This window comes from Thiopseudomonas alkaliphila (genome assembly GCF_001267175.1).
GTDB classification, from domain to species: Bacteria; Pseudomonadota; Gammaproteobacteria; order Pseudomonadales; family Pseudomonadaceae; genus Oblitimonas; species Oblitimonas alkaliphila.
Window position 1 is genome coordinate 2377650 of sequence record NZ_CP012358.1, and the last position, 14950, is coordinate 2392599.

The 14950-nt window shown below is 49.2% G+C and carries 13 protein-coding genes; 9 read left to right on the top strand and 4 right to left on the bottom strand.

The features are described from left to right. The first annotated feature begins 11 nt into the window (after nucleotides 1-11). The 3 genes from AKN87_RS11455 to AKN87_RS12330 all read left to right on the top strand — a co-directional run bounded on the left by AKN87_RS11455 (nucleotide 12) and on the right by AKN87_RS12330 (nucleotide 2381). Entirely contained in the window at nucleotides 12-1202 is a 1191-nt protein-coding gene (locus tag AKN87_RS11455) for an NAD(P)/FAD-dependent oxidoreductase (protein WP_053103527.1), read from the top strand. Between the two features lie 10 nt (nucleotides 1203-1212). Beyond that, on the top strand, nucleotides 1213-1650 hold the full coding sequence (locus AKN87_RS11460; RefSeq protein WP_053103528.1) for a DUF1641 domain-containing protein: 438 nt from the start codon (nucleotides 1213-1215) through the stop codon (nucleotides 1648-1650). Nucleotides 1651-2222: 572 nt separating this feature from the next. Next, nucleotides 2223-2381 (top strand): hypothetical protein, encoded by a 159-nt coding sequence (locus AKN87_RS12330; protein ID WP_158487683.1) that lies wholly within the window; start codon nucleotides 2223-2225, stop codon nucleotides 2379-2381. A gap of 17 nt (nucleotides 2382-2398) precedes the next feature. Here AKN87_RS12330 and AKN87_RS11470 read toward each other — a convergent pair whose 3' ends face one another. The 4 genes from AKN87_RS11470 to gatC all read right to left on the bottom strand — a co-directional run bounded on the left by AKN87_RS11470 (nucleotide 2399) and on the right by gatC (nucleotide 6032). Continuing rightward, on the bottom strand, nucleotides 2399-2752 hold the full coding sequence (locus tag AKN87_RS11470) for a septal ring lytic transglycosylase RlpA family protein (protein ID WP_064503187.1): 354 nt from the start codon (nucleotides 2750-2752) through the stop codon (nucleotides 2399-2401). Between the two features lie 70 nt (nucleotides 2753-2822). Further along, on the bottom strand, nucleotides 2823-4268 hold the full coding sequence (gene gatB / locus AKN87_RS11475) for an Asp-tRNA(Asn)/Glu-tRNA(Gln) amidotransferase subunit GatB (RefSeq protein ID WP_053101312.1): 1446 nt from the start codon (nucleotides 4266-4268) through the stop codon (nucleotides 2823-2825). A 12-nt stretch (nucleotides 4269-4280) separates the two neighbouring features. Then, nucleotides 4281-5732 (bottom strand): Asp-tRNA(Asn)/Glu-tRNA(Gln) amidotransferase subunit GatA, encoded by a 1452-nt coding sequence (gene gatA / locus AKN87_RS11480; RefSeq protein WP_053101314.1) that lies wholly within the window; start codon nucleotides 5730-5732, stop codon nucleotides 4281-4283. A gap of 12 nt (nucleotides 5733-5744) precedes the next feature. Next, nucleotides 5745-6032 carry an Asp-tRNA(Asn)/Glu-tRNA(Gln) amidotransferase subunit GatC gene (gene gatC / locus AKN87_RS11485; protein ID WP_053103530.1) on the bottom strand — a complete coding sequence of 96 codons (288 nt, stop codon included), beginning with the start codon at nucleotides 6030-6032 and terminating at the stop codon, nucleotides 5745-5747. A 241-nt stretch (nucleotides 6033-6273) separates the two neighbouring features. Between gatC and AKN87_RS11490 the strand changes: the two genes are divergently transcribed. The 6 genes from AKN87_RS11490 (at nucleotide 6274) to AKN87_RS11515 (ending at nucleotide 14899) form a co-directional block, all read left to right on the top strand. Beyond that, a complete protein-coding gene (locus AKN87_RS11490; RefSeq protein WP_053101318.1) occupies nucleotides 6274-7317 on the top strand; it encodes a rod shape-determining protein in 1044 nt (347 codons plus the stop codon). A 107-nt stretch (nucleotides 7318-7424) separates the two neighbouring features. Further along, nucleotides 7425-8336, top strand: a complete 912-nt coding sequence (gene mreC, locus AKN87_RS11495; protein WP_053103531.1) for a rod shape-determining protein MreC — start codon at nucleotides 7425-7427, stop codon at nucleotides 8334-8336. Continuing rightward, complete coding sequence (gene mreD, locus AKN87_RS11500) at nucleotides 8326-8796, top strand: rod shape-determining protein MreD (RefSeq protein WP_053103532.1); 471 nt, start codon at nucleotides 8326-8328, stop codon at nucleotides 8794-8796. Before mreC ends, mreD begins: the two co-directional genes overlap by 11 nt. 80 nt (nucleotides 8797-8876) lie before the next feature. Further along, entirely contained in the window at nucleotides 8877-9467 is a 591-nt protein-coding gene (locus tag AKN87_RS11505) for a Maf family protein (protein WP_053103533.1), read from the top strand. Between the two features lie 64 nt (nucleotides 9468-9531). Continuing rightward, on the top strand, nucleotides 9532-10989 hold the full coding sequence (rng, locus tag AKN87_RS11510) for a ribonuclease G (RefSeq protein WP_053103534.1): 1458 nt from the start codon (nucleotides 9532-9534) through the stop codon (nucleotides 10987-10989). An 85-nt stretch (nucleotides 10990-11074) separates the two neighbouring features. Continuing rightward, on the top strand, nucleotides 11075-14899 hold the full coding sequence (locus AKN87_RS11515; protein WP_053103535.1) for a YhdP family protein: 3825 nt from the start codon (nucleotides 11075-11077) through the stop codon (nucleotides 14897-14899). Nucleotides 14900-14950: the final 51 nt, after the last annotated feature.

The window sequence follows — 14950 nt, forward strand, 5'->3', positions numbered from 1 at the left end:
GGAGCGCCCACATGAAACAACATATTATCGTCGTCGGTGGCGGAATTGGTGGCACCATGACTGCCAACAGTTTGGTCAACAAACTCTACCCAGAGGTTGTATCCGGCAAAGTACGCATTAGCTTGGTCTCCAATAGCCCCTGGCATTACTACAAGCCAGCATTTATGTATGTTGCCTTTGGTGCCTTTTATAAAAATGAACTGCGTCGTCCCCAGGCCTCGCTGTTACGCCCCGAAATTAACTTTATCCTAGATGAAGTAGAAAACTTTGAATTTAGCCATAGTCGATTACGGATGAAATCGGGCAAGCACCAAGACTACGATTACTTAGTGGTTTCAACGGGCTGTATTCCTGCACCAGAACGGATTGAAGGCCTGAAGGAAGCGGGTGATCATTTCTATCAACATGCCCCAGCACGCCAACTCTATGAAAAACTGTGCACCATTGAAAAAGGCCGAATTTTTATTGGCGTAACCTTCCCCGAAACCCCGAACGTACCCCACCAGTGCGGCATTGCCCCGATTGAAACTACTCTCATGCTGGATGAGTTTTTACGTAATCGCGGGGTGCGCGATCAAATTGAATTGGTGTATACCTATCCCACTGTGTCGCAGCTGATCCGTAATTGCTTGTTTTTACAGAAAGACACCTGCGAAATTCTACCGACGATTTTTGATTCCAAAGGCATTAAATATCAACGGGGCTTTACTCTGGCTAAAGTCGATCCTGAGCGTAAAGTAGCAATCTCTGCCGAAGGGGATGAACAAGACTTTGATATTTTAATGCAAACCCCACCGATTCGAGCAGTGGATGCAGTATTAAACTCCGGCGTTTCCCAGGCTCCCAACAACGAAGGCTGGTTGCCGACCGATCGTCACAGCTTGCAATTAGAAGGCTTTGAAAATGTTTTTGTGATGGGCGATACCGTTGATTTACCGATCAGTAAAGCCGGAGGCAGTTGCCATAACCAATCGCCTGTGGTGTGCAACAATATCGCGGGACTGATTCGTTTAGGGCAAACCGTGGCCGAGTACGACGGTAAGGTTCAAGCCATTGCCCAGATGGGCCTCGAGGCAGGAATGCCGCTGTGGTATGACTACGATGAGGACGTTAAACCCACGCCACCAACCAAAATTGGTGGGTTGATGCGTAAAGCCTTTAACCGAGGCGTGTATTGGTCTGTAGCCCGTGGGCTGGTATAAGGAGTCTGCTATGTCTGAAGTTGATCGTCATCATCCGTTAGAAAGCTTGCTGTGCAATGCGCCTGAGCTACAAGATCCCGCTACGTTGGCCGGCTTAGCTGAATTGATTGGCAAGTTAACGCCGTTAATTCAGGGTAACCGCTTACATAATATTGTGGATTTAGTTGCTGCCACCTCCGATGTGATTGAGATGAGCGATGATGCCATGGTGCAAAAGTTGATGGCTCTCTATGAGGAAAGCATCGGTAACCTATGGAATCTCAGCAACACCTTACGCTACGCTGCTGCCCAAGCCGCTGCAGAAGCTAATCCACCCAGCCTATGGCAAAGTGTGCGCCGTTTAAATGGCGATGCCGATGTGCGCCGCGGAATGGATCTGGTACTGAATGTACTCGCCCAGCTGGGCAAACAAGCATACAACCAACACCAACCCTTGCCCGAAGATTAATCCACTGTTTCTTGCTTAGGTGCCGGACTTGATCCGGCATCTCAGGAGCCAATGCACGGCCGCGAACCCAAACACAGCAAACCCCAAATCCAACCCCAACCCGTCGTGCCGGATTTAGTCCGGCATCTCAGGAGCCAGTGCACGGCGGTGAACCAAAGCACATCCAAGCCCTGCCACGAAGCTATCCATACTCTGCGGCCCGAGATGCTGAAACAAGTTCAGCAGGACGGGGATGTTTGGGCGTGAGGGGTATGGGGAGAAATGATATTTCCTTGAGCGTTTTGCCGTATATCGCGGATCAAACCAACTAAAAAACTTGTCGTGCCGGATTTAGTCCGGCATCTCAGGAGCCAACGCACAGCCGTGAACCCAAGCACATCCAAGCCCTGCCACGAACTTATTCAGACTGTGCGGCCTGAGATGCTGAAACAAGTTCAGCACGACGGGGTTGTTTGAGCGAGTGGAATGTGGGTGAAGCTGATATATCTTCGGCGATGGAGCAGGGTATCGCGGATCAAACCAACTAAAACTTCGTCGTGCCGGATTTAGTCCGGCATCTCGGGAGCCAATGCATGGCCATGAACAAAAGCACATCCAAGCGCTGCCACGAACTTATCTATACTCTGCGGCCTGAGATGCTGAAACAAGTTCAGCAAGACGGGGATGAAAGAAAAATTGAGGCCAGCTCAAGAGCTATAGGTTATCAAACGCAAAAAGAAAAGGTGGCATGAGCCACCCCAAATTCAACTTAACGTATCACCTGCACCTGAACCGGGGCTAAGCCGGCGCTGTGCAAGCCAATTTCTTTGGCCGCTTGTTTAGATACATCAATAATACGTCCTTTAGCATAAGGACCACGGTCATTAATACGTACCACCACACTCTTTTTAGTGCGTAAATTGGTGACCTTGACCTTAGTACCAAACGGCAGAGAAGGGTGCGCTGCAGTCAACGCATTTTGATTAAAGCGCTCACCACTGGCGGTAGGGTTGCCATGGAAGCGATCACCGTACCAAGAGGCGGTGCCTTTAAGGGAGTGATTAGAAGAGGCAAACGCCGATGTAGAAAGACAAACACACAATAATAAAATAAAGCGAGTCATGAATTATCCTGCGAACTTGAATAGGGCGATGCCAAGCCAACCCTTAGCGGGCGTGCTTGGCATCGTTTTTTCAGTCTTCGAGTTTTTTCTTGAGCAACTCGTTAACTTGCTGTGGGTTAGCCTTGCCTTTAGAGGCGCGCATCGCCTGACCCACGAAAAAGCCGAACATTTTTCCGCGGCGATTTTCGTCAGCGGAGCGGTATTGTTCCACTTGATCGGCATTGGCTGCAAGCATTTCATCAATTAAGGCATCAATTGCACCACTGTCGGTGACCTGTTTTAGCCCACGTTTTTCGATCACTTGGTCGGCATCACCTTCGCCGGCGGCCATAGCTTCGAGCACGGTTTTGGCGATTTTTCCGGAGATCGTATTATCTAGGATACGTCGCAGCATCCCCCCTAACTGCGCGGCTGAGACCGGTGACTCGGCAATTTCTAAATTGTCTTTATTCAGCAAACTTGAGAGCTCGCCCATCACCCAGTTGGCAGCCAATTTAGCGTCGCCACAGACCTGTTGAGTTTGTTCAAAATAATCGGCCATTTCCCGACTAGCGGCAAGCACATGGGCATCATATTCCGATAAACCAAACTCAGCTTGGAAGCGCTGGCGCTTTTCTTGAGGTAATTCAGGCAGTTGGGTTTTAAGTTCGGTTAAAAAATCTCGCTCAATCACTACCGGTAGCAAGTCTGGGCAGGGGAAGTAGCGGTAATCATTGGCTTCTTCTTTACTGCGCATAGAGCGGGTTTCGTTTTTGGCGGGATCATAGAGACGGGTTTCTTGGGTGATACTGCCACCGTCTTCTAAAATCTCAATTTGGCGCTGGATTTCAGTATTAATCGCACGCTCAATAAAACGGAACGAGTTAACGTTTTTAATCTCAGTGCGAGTACCAAACTCGGTCTGCCCCTTAGGACGAATAGATACGTTACAGTCGCAGCGCAGCGAACCTTCGGCCATGTTGCCATCGCAGATGCCCAGATAGCGCACTAAGGCGTGGATCGCGCGAACATAAGCCACTGCTTCCTTGGCGCTACGAATATCAGGCTCTGAGACAATCTCTAACAGCGGGGTACCGGCGCGGTTAAGGTCGATACCGGTCATGCCATTAAAGTCTTCGTGCAAGCTTTTACCGGCGTCCTCTTCGAGGTGAGCACGGGTAATGCCAATGCGCTTGACGGTGCCGTCGTCAAGGGTGATGTCCATGTGGCCTTTGCCGACAATGGGATCATCCATCTGACTGGTCTGATAGCCTTTGGGTAAATCTGGATAGAAGTAGTTTTTGCGGGCAAAAATATTACGCTCGGCAATTTCAGCATCAACCGCTAAACCAAACATGCAGGCCATGCGCACCGCTTCTTGGTTAAGCACCGGTAAGGTGCCAGGCATAGCGAGATCAATGAGGCTGGCTTGGGTATTAGGCTCGGCACCAAAGGTGGTATCGGAGCCTGAAAAAATCTTAGTTTTGGTGGCGAGCTGTGCGTGAATCTCCAGCCCGATTACGGTTTCCCATTGCATGTAACGTGCTCCTTAGAATCCCGCTGGCGCTTGTGTGTGCCAGTCAGTCGCTTGTTGGTATTGATGGGCGATATTTAACAGACGACCTTCTTGGAAGTACGGCGCCATTAGTTGCACGCCAACGGGTAAGCCATCAATAAAGCCCGCAGGCATAGAAAGAGCCGGAACGCCAGCTAAGTTGGCGGTGGCGGTGTAAATGTCTTCTAAGTAAGCCGAGACCGGATCATCGGTTTTGGCGCCCAGTTTCCACGCTAAGTTAGGCGTAGTTGGGCTTAAAATAACGTCTACTTGATTAAAGGCGGCCAACAAATCGTTTTTGATCAGACGACGCAGGCGCTGGGCTTTTACATAGTAGGCATCGTAGTAGCCGGTAGACAGCACATAGGTACCCACCATAATTCGGCGCTTCACTTCAGCACCAAAGGCCTCACCACGGGAGCGCTTATACAAATCTTCTAGGTTAGCGGGGTTGTCACAGCGATAGCCAAAACGCACACCGTCAAAACGCGCCAGGTTAGTTGAAGCCTCAGCCGGAGCGATCACATAGTAAGCTGCCACTGAATGCTCTACATGGGGTAACGAAATATCTTTAACTTCAGCCCCTTGCTGCTTTAACCACTCGACTACCGCTAGGGTTTGATCGGCGATTTGACTGTTGAGCTCGCTGCTAAAAAACTCTTTCGGTAGACCAACTCGTAAACCGGCTAATGGCTGATTAAGCGCTGCGCTGTAATCTTCGTTAGGTTGCTCGGCACTGGTTGAGTCGCGCTGATCAAAGCCAGCCATTGCCGTTAACAACAGGGCGCAGTCTTCAGCGGTGCGAGCCAGCGGGCCGGCCTGATCGAAACTAGAGGCATAAGCCACCATCCCCCAGCGCGACACACGGCCATAGGTAGGCTTGATCCCCGTTAAGTTATTAAAGGCTGCCGGTTGGCGAATAGAGCCGCCGCTGTCGCTGCCGGTAGCTGCTGGAATTAAGCGCGCAGCCACTGCGGCTGCACTGCCACCGGAAGAGCCACCAGGGACATGCTCAAGGTTCCACGGGTTTTTTACCGAGCCATAAAAGCTGGTCTCGTTGGATGAACCCATGGCGAACTCATCCATATTGAGCTTGCCTAGGCTGACAGTGCCGGCGGCATTGAGTTTTTCCACCACAGTGGCGTTATAGGGGGCAATAAAGTTATCCAGCATTTTGGAGGCGCAGCTGGTTTTTACCCCTTGGGTACAAAATAAATCTTTATGGGCTAAGGGCGCGCCCAATAAAGGGCCTTGCTCACCGGCGGCTAAACGCTGATCAGCTTGCTTGGCTTGAGCTAAGGCGCTGTCTTCCGACAGCGTAATAAAGCTATTTAATTGAGGATCCAGTTGCTTAATTCGCTGCAGTAGATGTTGAGTAATCTCAGTTGAGGAAAACTCTTTGGCAGCGAGGGCGCGAGTGATTTCGGCCAAAGTCAGTTGGTGCATTCTGCAGTCCTTTTATTCGATTACTTGGGGAACGAGGTACAGGCCTTCAGCAGTTGCTGGAGCGAGCTGCTGGTATTCATCGCGATGGTTATGTTCAGTAACAGTATCGGCACGCAGGCGTTGGGTTATTTCTAGAGGGTTAGCCAGCGGCTCGATACCGGTGGTGTCTACCCCTTGCATGGTTTTGAGTAAACCAATGATTTGATTAAGTGAGGCAGTGGCTGGAGCAATTTCAGAGTCGTCGAGTCCGAGTCTGGCTAAGTGGGCAATCGCTTCCACATTGGAGCGTTCAAGCGCCATGGAAATTCTCCTCAAAAGAAATAAAAATAATTTAAACAGGTTATATAATGAACGTGCTTAGGCAATAATAGTCATTTAAAACCGAAGTTTAATGGTTGCGTCTAGATTGCTACAATTTACCACATTGAGCGTCTTGCTCAAAAGAGTGATGGTTGCTAGAGTTTCCGATTCTTTGACGTTTGTTTTCTATCCCTTATTTTGTACGCGTTTTTGACTCGCGCGTTGTAGAGTTTTCTCAATCATGTTTAAAAAATTGCGTGGCTTGTTCTCCAGTGACTTGTCGATTGACTTGGGGACGGCTAACACCCTGATTTATATGCGCGATAAAGGTATCGTGCTCGATGAGCCGTCGGTGGTTGCGATTAAAACCGGCCGTGGTAATCAAAAAAGTGTCGTTGCGGTAGGTACTGATGCCAAGCGCATGCTGGGTCGTACCCCCGGTAATATTACGGCGATTCGCCCGATGAAAGATGGCGTGATTGCTGACTTTAGCGTGTGCGGTAAAATGCTTGAATACTTTATTAATAAAGTACATGAGAACAGTTTTCTATCGCCTAGCCCACGGGTATTGATTTGCGTACCTTGCAAATCCACTCAGGTGGAGCGTCGGGCAATTCGTGATTCAGCGCGCGATGCTGGCGCCCGCCAAGTCGTCTTAATTGAAGAGCCTATGGCGGCAGCCATTGGTGCTGGAATGCCGGTCGATGAAGCACGGGGCTCAATGGTGGTGGATATTGGTGGCGGTACCACTGAAATTGCGCTGCTATCGCTAAATGGTGTGGTGTACGCGGAGTCGGTGCGCGTTGGTGGCGATCGCTTTGATGAAGCGATTATTACCTATGTTCGTCGCAATTACGGAAGTTTAATTGGTGAGGCCACTGCTGAGCGAATTAAACAAGAAATTGGTTCGGCTTTTCCATCGAGCGAAGTGCTGGAGTTCGATGTGCGTGGCCGTAACTTGGCCGAAGGTGTGCCGCGCAGTTTTACCATTAACTCCAATGAAGTACTGGAAGCCTTACAAGATTCCTTAGCACAAATTGTGCAAGCGGTGAAAAGCGCTTTAGAGCAATCTCCCCCCGAATTGGCGTCAGATATTGCTGAGCGTGGCTTAGTGTTAACTGGCGGCGGTGCTTTGTTAAAAGGTATTGATCAGTTACTCTCCCAAGAAACGGGACTGCCGGTAATTGTCGCCGAAAACCCGAAAAACTGCGTGGCGATTGGTGGCGGCATTTATTTAGAAACTATGGGTAAAGATCTTGCTGATTTATTAGCCCAGGATGAGTAAGTGATTGGTGACGGTTAATTACGGGTTAATTAAGCAGCGCCACACAGACGGTAATTTAGCGTAATGGCCTCACTTACTTACACAGAAGTGGGGCAGGGGTGTGACTTATTCAGCATTTATTTAAAAAGAGACCTTCATTAGGTACCCGTTTTTCGGTGCTAGCGGTGCTCTCTATTTTAATCATTGCCGCTGATGCACGTTTTAAGGTGCTGACTCCCGTACGCAATAGTTTAGGGGTGGTGCTCACCCCTTTGTATCAAGTCGCTGAATGGCCACTGCAAGTGTGGCACGATTTAGATCAGCGCTTTAGCAGCCGTAGGCAGCTACTCGAAGAAAATCAGCAACTTAAAGCAGAAGCCTTACAAATGCAGCGGCGTTTGTTAAAGCAAGCCAATATTATTGAGCAAAACGTGCGCTTGCGTGAGTTGCTTAACTCCTCTGCGTTAATTGATGAAAAAGTGGTGGTCACCGAGTTGATTGGTGAAGACCCTAATCCCTATGCCCAGCGTATATTGATTAATAAAGGCAGTCGTGAGGGCGTTTTTTTAGGTCAGCCGGTATTAGATGCAACGGGCTTGATGGGGCAGGTGGTTGAAGTCATGCCCTATAGTTCCCGGGTGCTATTGATTACTGATGCAGCCCACAGCACACCAGTGCAAGTTAATCGTAATGGATTGCGCGCTATCGCTTCAGGCGTAGGGCAAAGTGATCTGTTGGAGCTGCGTTATGTGGCCGAAACCGCTGATATTAAAGAAGGTGACTTGCTAGTGACTTCAGGTATGGGACAGCGCTTTCCCGCAGGTTATCCGGTAGCGGTTGTGACGCAGGTTAATCGAGATGCTGGCCAGCCGTTTGCAGTGATTAAAGCGGTGCCTACCGCTGCACTAAAGCGCAGTCGTTACTTATTATTAGTATTTAATAACGAGGTTGGGTACTCCGCCAGTTTTGTCGGACCTTTACCCTTGGAAGCCGAGCCAAAGCCCGCCAAGTCTACTGAGGAATCAGTTAATGCCCCGTAGCCTGGTGATTTGGAGCAGTTTGCTGCTGGCCTTAGTGTTGGCCATTATGCCACTACCTAGCTTTATGCAAATAGGGCGGCCACTGTGGGTATTGTTAGTGTTCACTTTTTGGTTCTTGGAGGCGCCTAAGCAAGTAGGATTGGGGTTGGCTTGGTGCTTTGGATTAGCTCAAGATGTGTTGTATGGGGCGACTCTTGGTGAGCATGGGATTATTTTTGTTTTAGCATTAACCTTTATTAGTTTAATGCGATCCCAGTTTCAGTTGGCTCCTATGTGGCGACAGTCACTGGCATTAGTGATTATTTATGCCACAGTGCTACTGCTGCAGCTGTGGTTAAATGTATTAATTGAGCGACGACCACAAAGCTTAACGCTATTGTTGCCGGCATTGATTAGTAGCTTATTATGGCCATGGGTTAGGCTAGGACTTTCGAGCTTAGCTCGCTGGCGCATGGTGTAAAGAGTAAACGTATGACGATTGGGAATTGCCTCGGTAAATCCTCTGCTTTGTTAGGATTAATAGTAGTAGGTAGATAAAAGATGCGGCTTTATTTAGCTTCGATGTCGCCACGTCGACATGAATTACTGTCAAGAACCGGACTGACTTTTAGCGTGCTTAACCCTGGGCTAGACGAAACGGTGCGTGAGAATGAAGCCGCCGTAATGTATGTCGAGCGGATGGCCAAGGCTAAAGCGGAAGCAGGTTATGCGCTATTAAATGCACCCACTGAGCGGGATGTAGTGCTAGCAGCTGACACCATTGTGGTATTGGAAGACTGCATTTTAGGTAAGCCAAACGATCGAGACGAGGCGCGGCAAATGCTGCAGGCCTTATCCGGGCGTTCCCATGTGGTGATGACCGCCATTGGGGTTAAAGACAGTGAAAAGCTTCGGGTGCAGCGAGTGAATACCACGGTATTTTTTCGCAGTCTGAGTGCGGCTGAAATTGAATGGTATTTGGATACCCAAGAGCCGATGGATAAAGCCGGGGCTTATGGTATACAAGGCCAAGGTGGAATATTTGTTAGCTCTATTACAGGCAGTATTAGTTCGGTGGTGGGGTTGCCCTATGCCGAAACATTGCAATTACTGGCTAGTTTTGGCGTTGAGCACCCACCGTTTGCTGAATAACTGGATCGTTGCAGGGCAGCATAGCCATCGCCAGCAGCCAGTTTGGATAAGGAAGACGTGTTTCATGAGTGAAGAAATTTTAATCAATATCACCCCAATGGAATCACGTGTGGCCATTGTTGAAAATGGTGTGCTGCAAGAAGTGCATGTTGAACGCACGCAAAAACGCGGCATCGTGGGGAACATTTATAAAGGCAAAGTGGTGCGCGTGCTGCCTGGCATGCAGGCGGCTTTTGTGGATATTGGTTTATCGCGTGCAGCCTTTATTCATGCCGCAGAAATTGCCACCAGTAACGGTCAGCCAGCAGAAAGCATTTCTGGCTTGGTGCATGAAGGGCAGTCGCTGATTGTTCAGGTCACCAAAGACCCGATCGGCAGTAAAGGTGCGCGACTGACCACGGATCTGTCGATTCCTTCCCGCTATTTGGTGTATATGCCCCATAGTGAGCATGTGGGTGTGTCGCTAAAAATTGACAGTGAAGCCGAGCGCGAGCGTTTAAAGCAGTTAATGCAGCAAACCTTAGAAGAGCAGCAATTAGCCGATGAGGGTGGGTTTATTATCCGCACCGCGGCTGAGGGTGTGGGCGCCGATGAAATTCTGGCGGATATATTATATTTGCACCGACTATGGCAGCAGGTGGAGCAGCAAATTAAAACCTGTAGCACGCCGCATCTGATTTATGAAGATCTGTCGTTGGCTCTGCGTACTTTGCGTGATTTGGTAAATGAGCGCACTGAGAAAATTCGCATTGACTCCCGTGAAACACTGCAAAAAGCAGAGCTGTTTGTCGCTGAGTTAATGCCGGAAATTCGTGAACAACTTGAACACTATCCCGGTGAGCGCCCGATTTTTGACTTGTATGGCATTGAAGACGAATTGCAAAAAGCCTTAGAGCGCAAGGTGCCGTTAAAATCAGGTGGCTATTTGGTGGTCGATCCAACAGAAGCAATGACTACCATTGATGTTAATACTGGAGCCTTTGTTGGCCATCGCAACCTGGAAGAGACGATTTTTAAAACGAATCTTGAAGCCGCGTTAGCCATTGCTCGGCAGCTGCGTTTACGTAATTTGGGTGGCATTATCATTATCGATTTTATTGATATGGCCGATGAAGAGCACCAGCGTCAGGTGCTGCGTACCCTTGAGCGCCAGCTAGAGCGTGATCACGCCAAGAGTAATATTATTGGCATCACGGAGTTAGGGCTGGTGCAAATGACTCGTAAGCGCACCCGGGAAAGCCTATCGCAGATACTCTGCGAGCCTTGCTCAACCTGCCAGGGACGTGGGTTGTTGCGCACTGCTGAAACCATTTGCTATGAGATTTTTCGTGAAATTCTGCGTGAGGCGCGGGCGTTTCAAGCAGAGGCTTATATGGTACTGGCCAGTCAGAGTGTGATTGATCGGCTACTGGATGAAGAGTCAGGCAATGTGGCGGACCTTGAAACCTTTATTGAACGGCCGATTAAGTTCCAAGTCGAAACCATGTATTCCCAAGAGCAGTATGATGTGGTGTTACTGTAAATTCTAAGGGTTGTTGTTAGTTCAGCAATAACCCAAGCCGCTTACTTTAGTTTGCGGATTTCTTTGTTCATAAGGTTTAAGTGCCATGCAAATTCAACTACAGCATTTAGGGAAAAAACTCGCGTGGTTGATGGCTATGTTGTTGTTGCTGTTTGCTTTATTGGTGAGTGTTGGCCGGATTTTATTGAGTTACACCGAAGACTATCAGGCCGAGATAGTGCAGCAGCTAGCAGCAGCGCTAGGTAAGCCTGTTACCGTGGAGTGGCTCAGTGGTAACTGGCGTGGGCGTTATCCTCAATTGCAGGCACGGCACGTTACCTTAGGTAAAAGCCAAAGTTTAGCTCTAAAGCAAATCACGCTCGATATTCGTCCCTTTGCCAGCTTGTTTACAGGGCAGCTTAAACTGGCCAAAGTGCAGTTGGAGGGGGTGCAGTTAGCCTTTGTTGAGGATCAACAACAAAATTGGCGAGTACTGGGCTTACCTGAAAACAAAGATCAAGAAGTAGATCTTTCCTACGCTAGCGTGGTGCAGTATCTGGCGCAGTTAGGGCAGGTTGAAGTACGAGATAGTCGTTTTGCTTTTTTCCCTTATCAAGCTGGTCCTGTGGTATTTAAACAGGCCAACCTTGGGTTTAGTAATGGCTATTTGAGCCAGCAGTTACAGGCTTCTTTAAGTCTGCCCGATGACACTCAGGTACAGCTTAAGGCCAAAGGTAAGTTGCATGCGACTGATTGGCGGCAAAGTGACTTACATTTTTACTTAGCTTCAGAAGCCACGGATTGGGCTCGCTGGTTACCGGTTAAGCAGTGGCAAGACTGGCAGTTAGCACAAGCTGAGTTTGCGCTACAAGTATGGGGTGAGGCGAGCAATGGTTGGTTGCAGCAGGCCAGTGTGCAACTAGCTGCTGAGCGTGTGCAGTTAGTTACTCCCCAAGCTCAGCCACTGTCGGTTGAGCGTCCTGAGCTGGCTTTGTTTTATCAAAAACAGGGCGAGCGAGCTGAAATATGGCTCGAGTCGCTGAAGTTGCCCTTATCCAGTGATACGGGTTTACCGGTAGCTGAACCTTATCAGTTACAAGCTTTGATTAGCTATGAACCAGAGCCCGAGGGGCCGATGCTACGGTTGCAGGTTCCAGAGGTTGACTTGCCGGCAGTTAATCGCTGGGTTTTAGCCTTTTTGCCACAGCAGCACGCCGCCTATGAGATTGTTAAACGTTTAAATTTTCAGGGGCAATTACAGCAGCTTTGGCTGGAGTGGCGACCAGAGCATCCAGAGCTAGCTAAGCAGCTGAGTTTTTCGAGCGCAGTTAAGGATCTGAGTTATTCAGCCTGGGAGCATGTGCCCAGTGCATCAGGTATTAACGGTACTGTGCATGGCACGGCTTTGAATGGTGAACTACGTTTAGATACTCAGGCCTTTAGCTTGCATTTGGCTGAGTTATTCCCTCAGCCTTGGCAGTATCAACAAGCCCGCGCACAGTTAACGTGGTTATTTGATGAGCAAGGCTTTGAGTTGGCTAGTCCGTACTTGCAAGTTCAGGGGCAAGAGGGGCAAATTTCCGGCGATTTCGTGATTCGTCTATTTGATGATCCAGCCTTAGAAGATTACATGGACTTACGAGTTGGGTTGGTCGACGGCAATGCTGCTTTTACTGAAAAGTACTTGCCTACCCGCGCTCCTGGTTTTAGTAAAGAGTTAGGTGACTGGCTAAAACATGCGATTGTTGCGGGTCAAGTAGAGCAAGGTTATTTTCAGTATCAAGGGGCAATTAGCCAGCATCAAGATAAAATGGCCAGTGAAATGGGACTGTACTTTAAAGTGCGTGATGCAGAGTTGGCCTATCAGCCTGGTTGGCCAGCCTTAATCCAGGCTGATGCCGAAGTACTAGTTGATGGCAGCCAAGTGGTGGTTGAGTTGGCGCAGGGGAAAACTCTCAATACTCGGGTTACTGACGCTGTCGCTGAGGTGCCTTTAGCTGCAGGCGCGCCTCAATTACGGTTATCAGCTAAGCTCGACAGCAGCATGCAAGATGGCTTGGCTATTTTGCAGCAAACTCCGTTAGCTGAGGATTTATCTGCACTGCATAGTTGGCAAGGTAGCGGCCCCTTGCCCGCGACTCTGAATTTAGCGATACCACTGGATAAGCAAGCCCCACCGTTACAGGTGGTAGTAGATTTTCAGGCCCGGCAAGCTGAACTTAATTTAGTTAATTTAGGCGTGCCCTTGACTCAAGTGAACGGCGATTTTCGTTACGATTTGCAGCAGGGTTTAAGTGCTAAGCGTGTGGCAGGGCGGGTGTTTAATCAGCCATTTACCGGCGAAATAACCGCTCAGCGTAAAGCGCAGCAGGCTCATACCTTGATGCGTTTTAACGGCAAACTTCCGGTTAGCACGTTATTGACTTGGGGTGGATTGGATAGCCAGCTGCCAGTAGCCGGCCAGTTGCCCTATAACCTGGCAGTTAACTTACAGGGGGCTGATGCCAACCTTGAATTAACCTCCAATCTAGAGGGTGTTAGTTTAGATTTGCCGGCTCCTTTTGCGAAAAGTAAGAATCAATCTCGAGCGATCCAACTACAGATTCAGCTGCCTGCCCAAGGGACACCTAGCTATCAATTGCACTATGCTAATTTGTTGTCAGCCAATGCACGTGTACCCAATCATCAATTAGGGCAGTTGCGTGCACGAGTTAAATTGGGTGGGGGAAAAGCCGGGGCGCCTACGGCGAGTGGCATCAGTTTAGAAGGCCAGTTGGCTGAGGTACAGCTAGAGCAATGGCAGGCATGGGCTGAGCCGTATTTTAGTCAAGGGCAAGTGGCTGCTACTGGGAACCCAACGCCTAAACTGTCCACAGTGAATCTCTCAACCCCGCGTTTTAGTGGGCTAGGTATGAGTCGACAGCCTTTGAGTTTTCAGTTAAGACCTCAAGCCAATAATAGTTGGTTGGCCCAAGTGGATAGCCCGCTCCTTAAGGGGAGTCTGCGTTATTATGAAAATAACCATCAGCCCCATCAGATTACCTTAAGTCAGTTAACCTTGCCTCGTCCTGAAGATACAGCGACGTCTCAGAAACAAGATGCTTTAGCGGGCATCAATCCGAAAACTATTCCGAGTATGGATGTCAGCATTCAGCAGCTTAATCTTGGCTCGCAGCCGTTGGGTACTTTACGCTTTAAAGCACGTAAACAAACCCATGGGCTGCGCTTATTGGATATTGCCAGCAATTTACAAGGGTTGAGTGTGCATGGACGACTAGACTGGTTGCAGCCAGCCACCCGCGTCAGCTCTAGCTTTGCTGGGCAATTACAGGGAGGAGATATTGGCAAGGTGCTGAGTGCCTTTGGTTTTGCTAAAACCATCAGCAGTAAACAGTTTTTTGCTGCAATTAATGGTCGTTGGGATGGCTCACCGGCAGCCATCGGCACTGAAGCCTTTACCGGCGACATTGATGCCCGCTTTAGCCAAGGACAATTAACAAGTATCGAAGGAAATGCCCAGGCCGTACGCGTCTTTGGCTTACTCAATTTTGAAACTATTGGCCGGCGTCTACGCTTAGATTTCTCGGATATTTTTGATCGAGGTTTAGCCTATGACACCATTAAAGCCCGGCTACGTGCCGATAATGGTTTATTTAAAACGGTAGGGCCTTTAGTTATGGATGGGCCAGCCACTGACTTGCAACTAGAAGGCTTTATTGATTTTCCCCGGGATAAAATCAATGCTCAGCTAAGAGTTAGCGTGCCTTTAACGAGCAATTTAACCATTGCGGCCATTGCTGCTGGCGCGCCTTTAATTGGTGGGGCTGTTTATTTGGCGGATAAAGCGTTAGGTAATCGCTTAGAAAAACTTACCGCGGTGCGTTATCGCATTACTGGAGCTTGGTCTAAACCGACGGTGCGAATGCAGTAACCCGCTGCAGGTTTAGCCCGCTGCCACGAAAGAGTAACTGGCAGCGGGCTT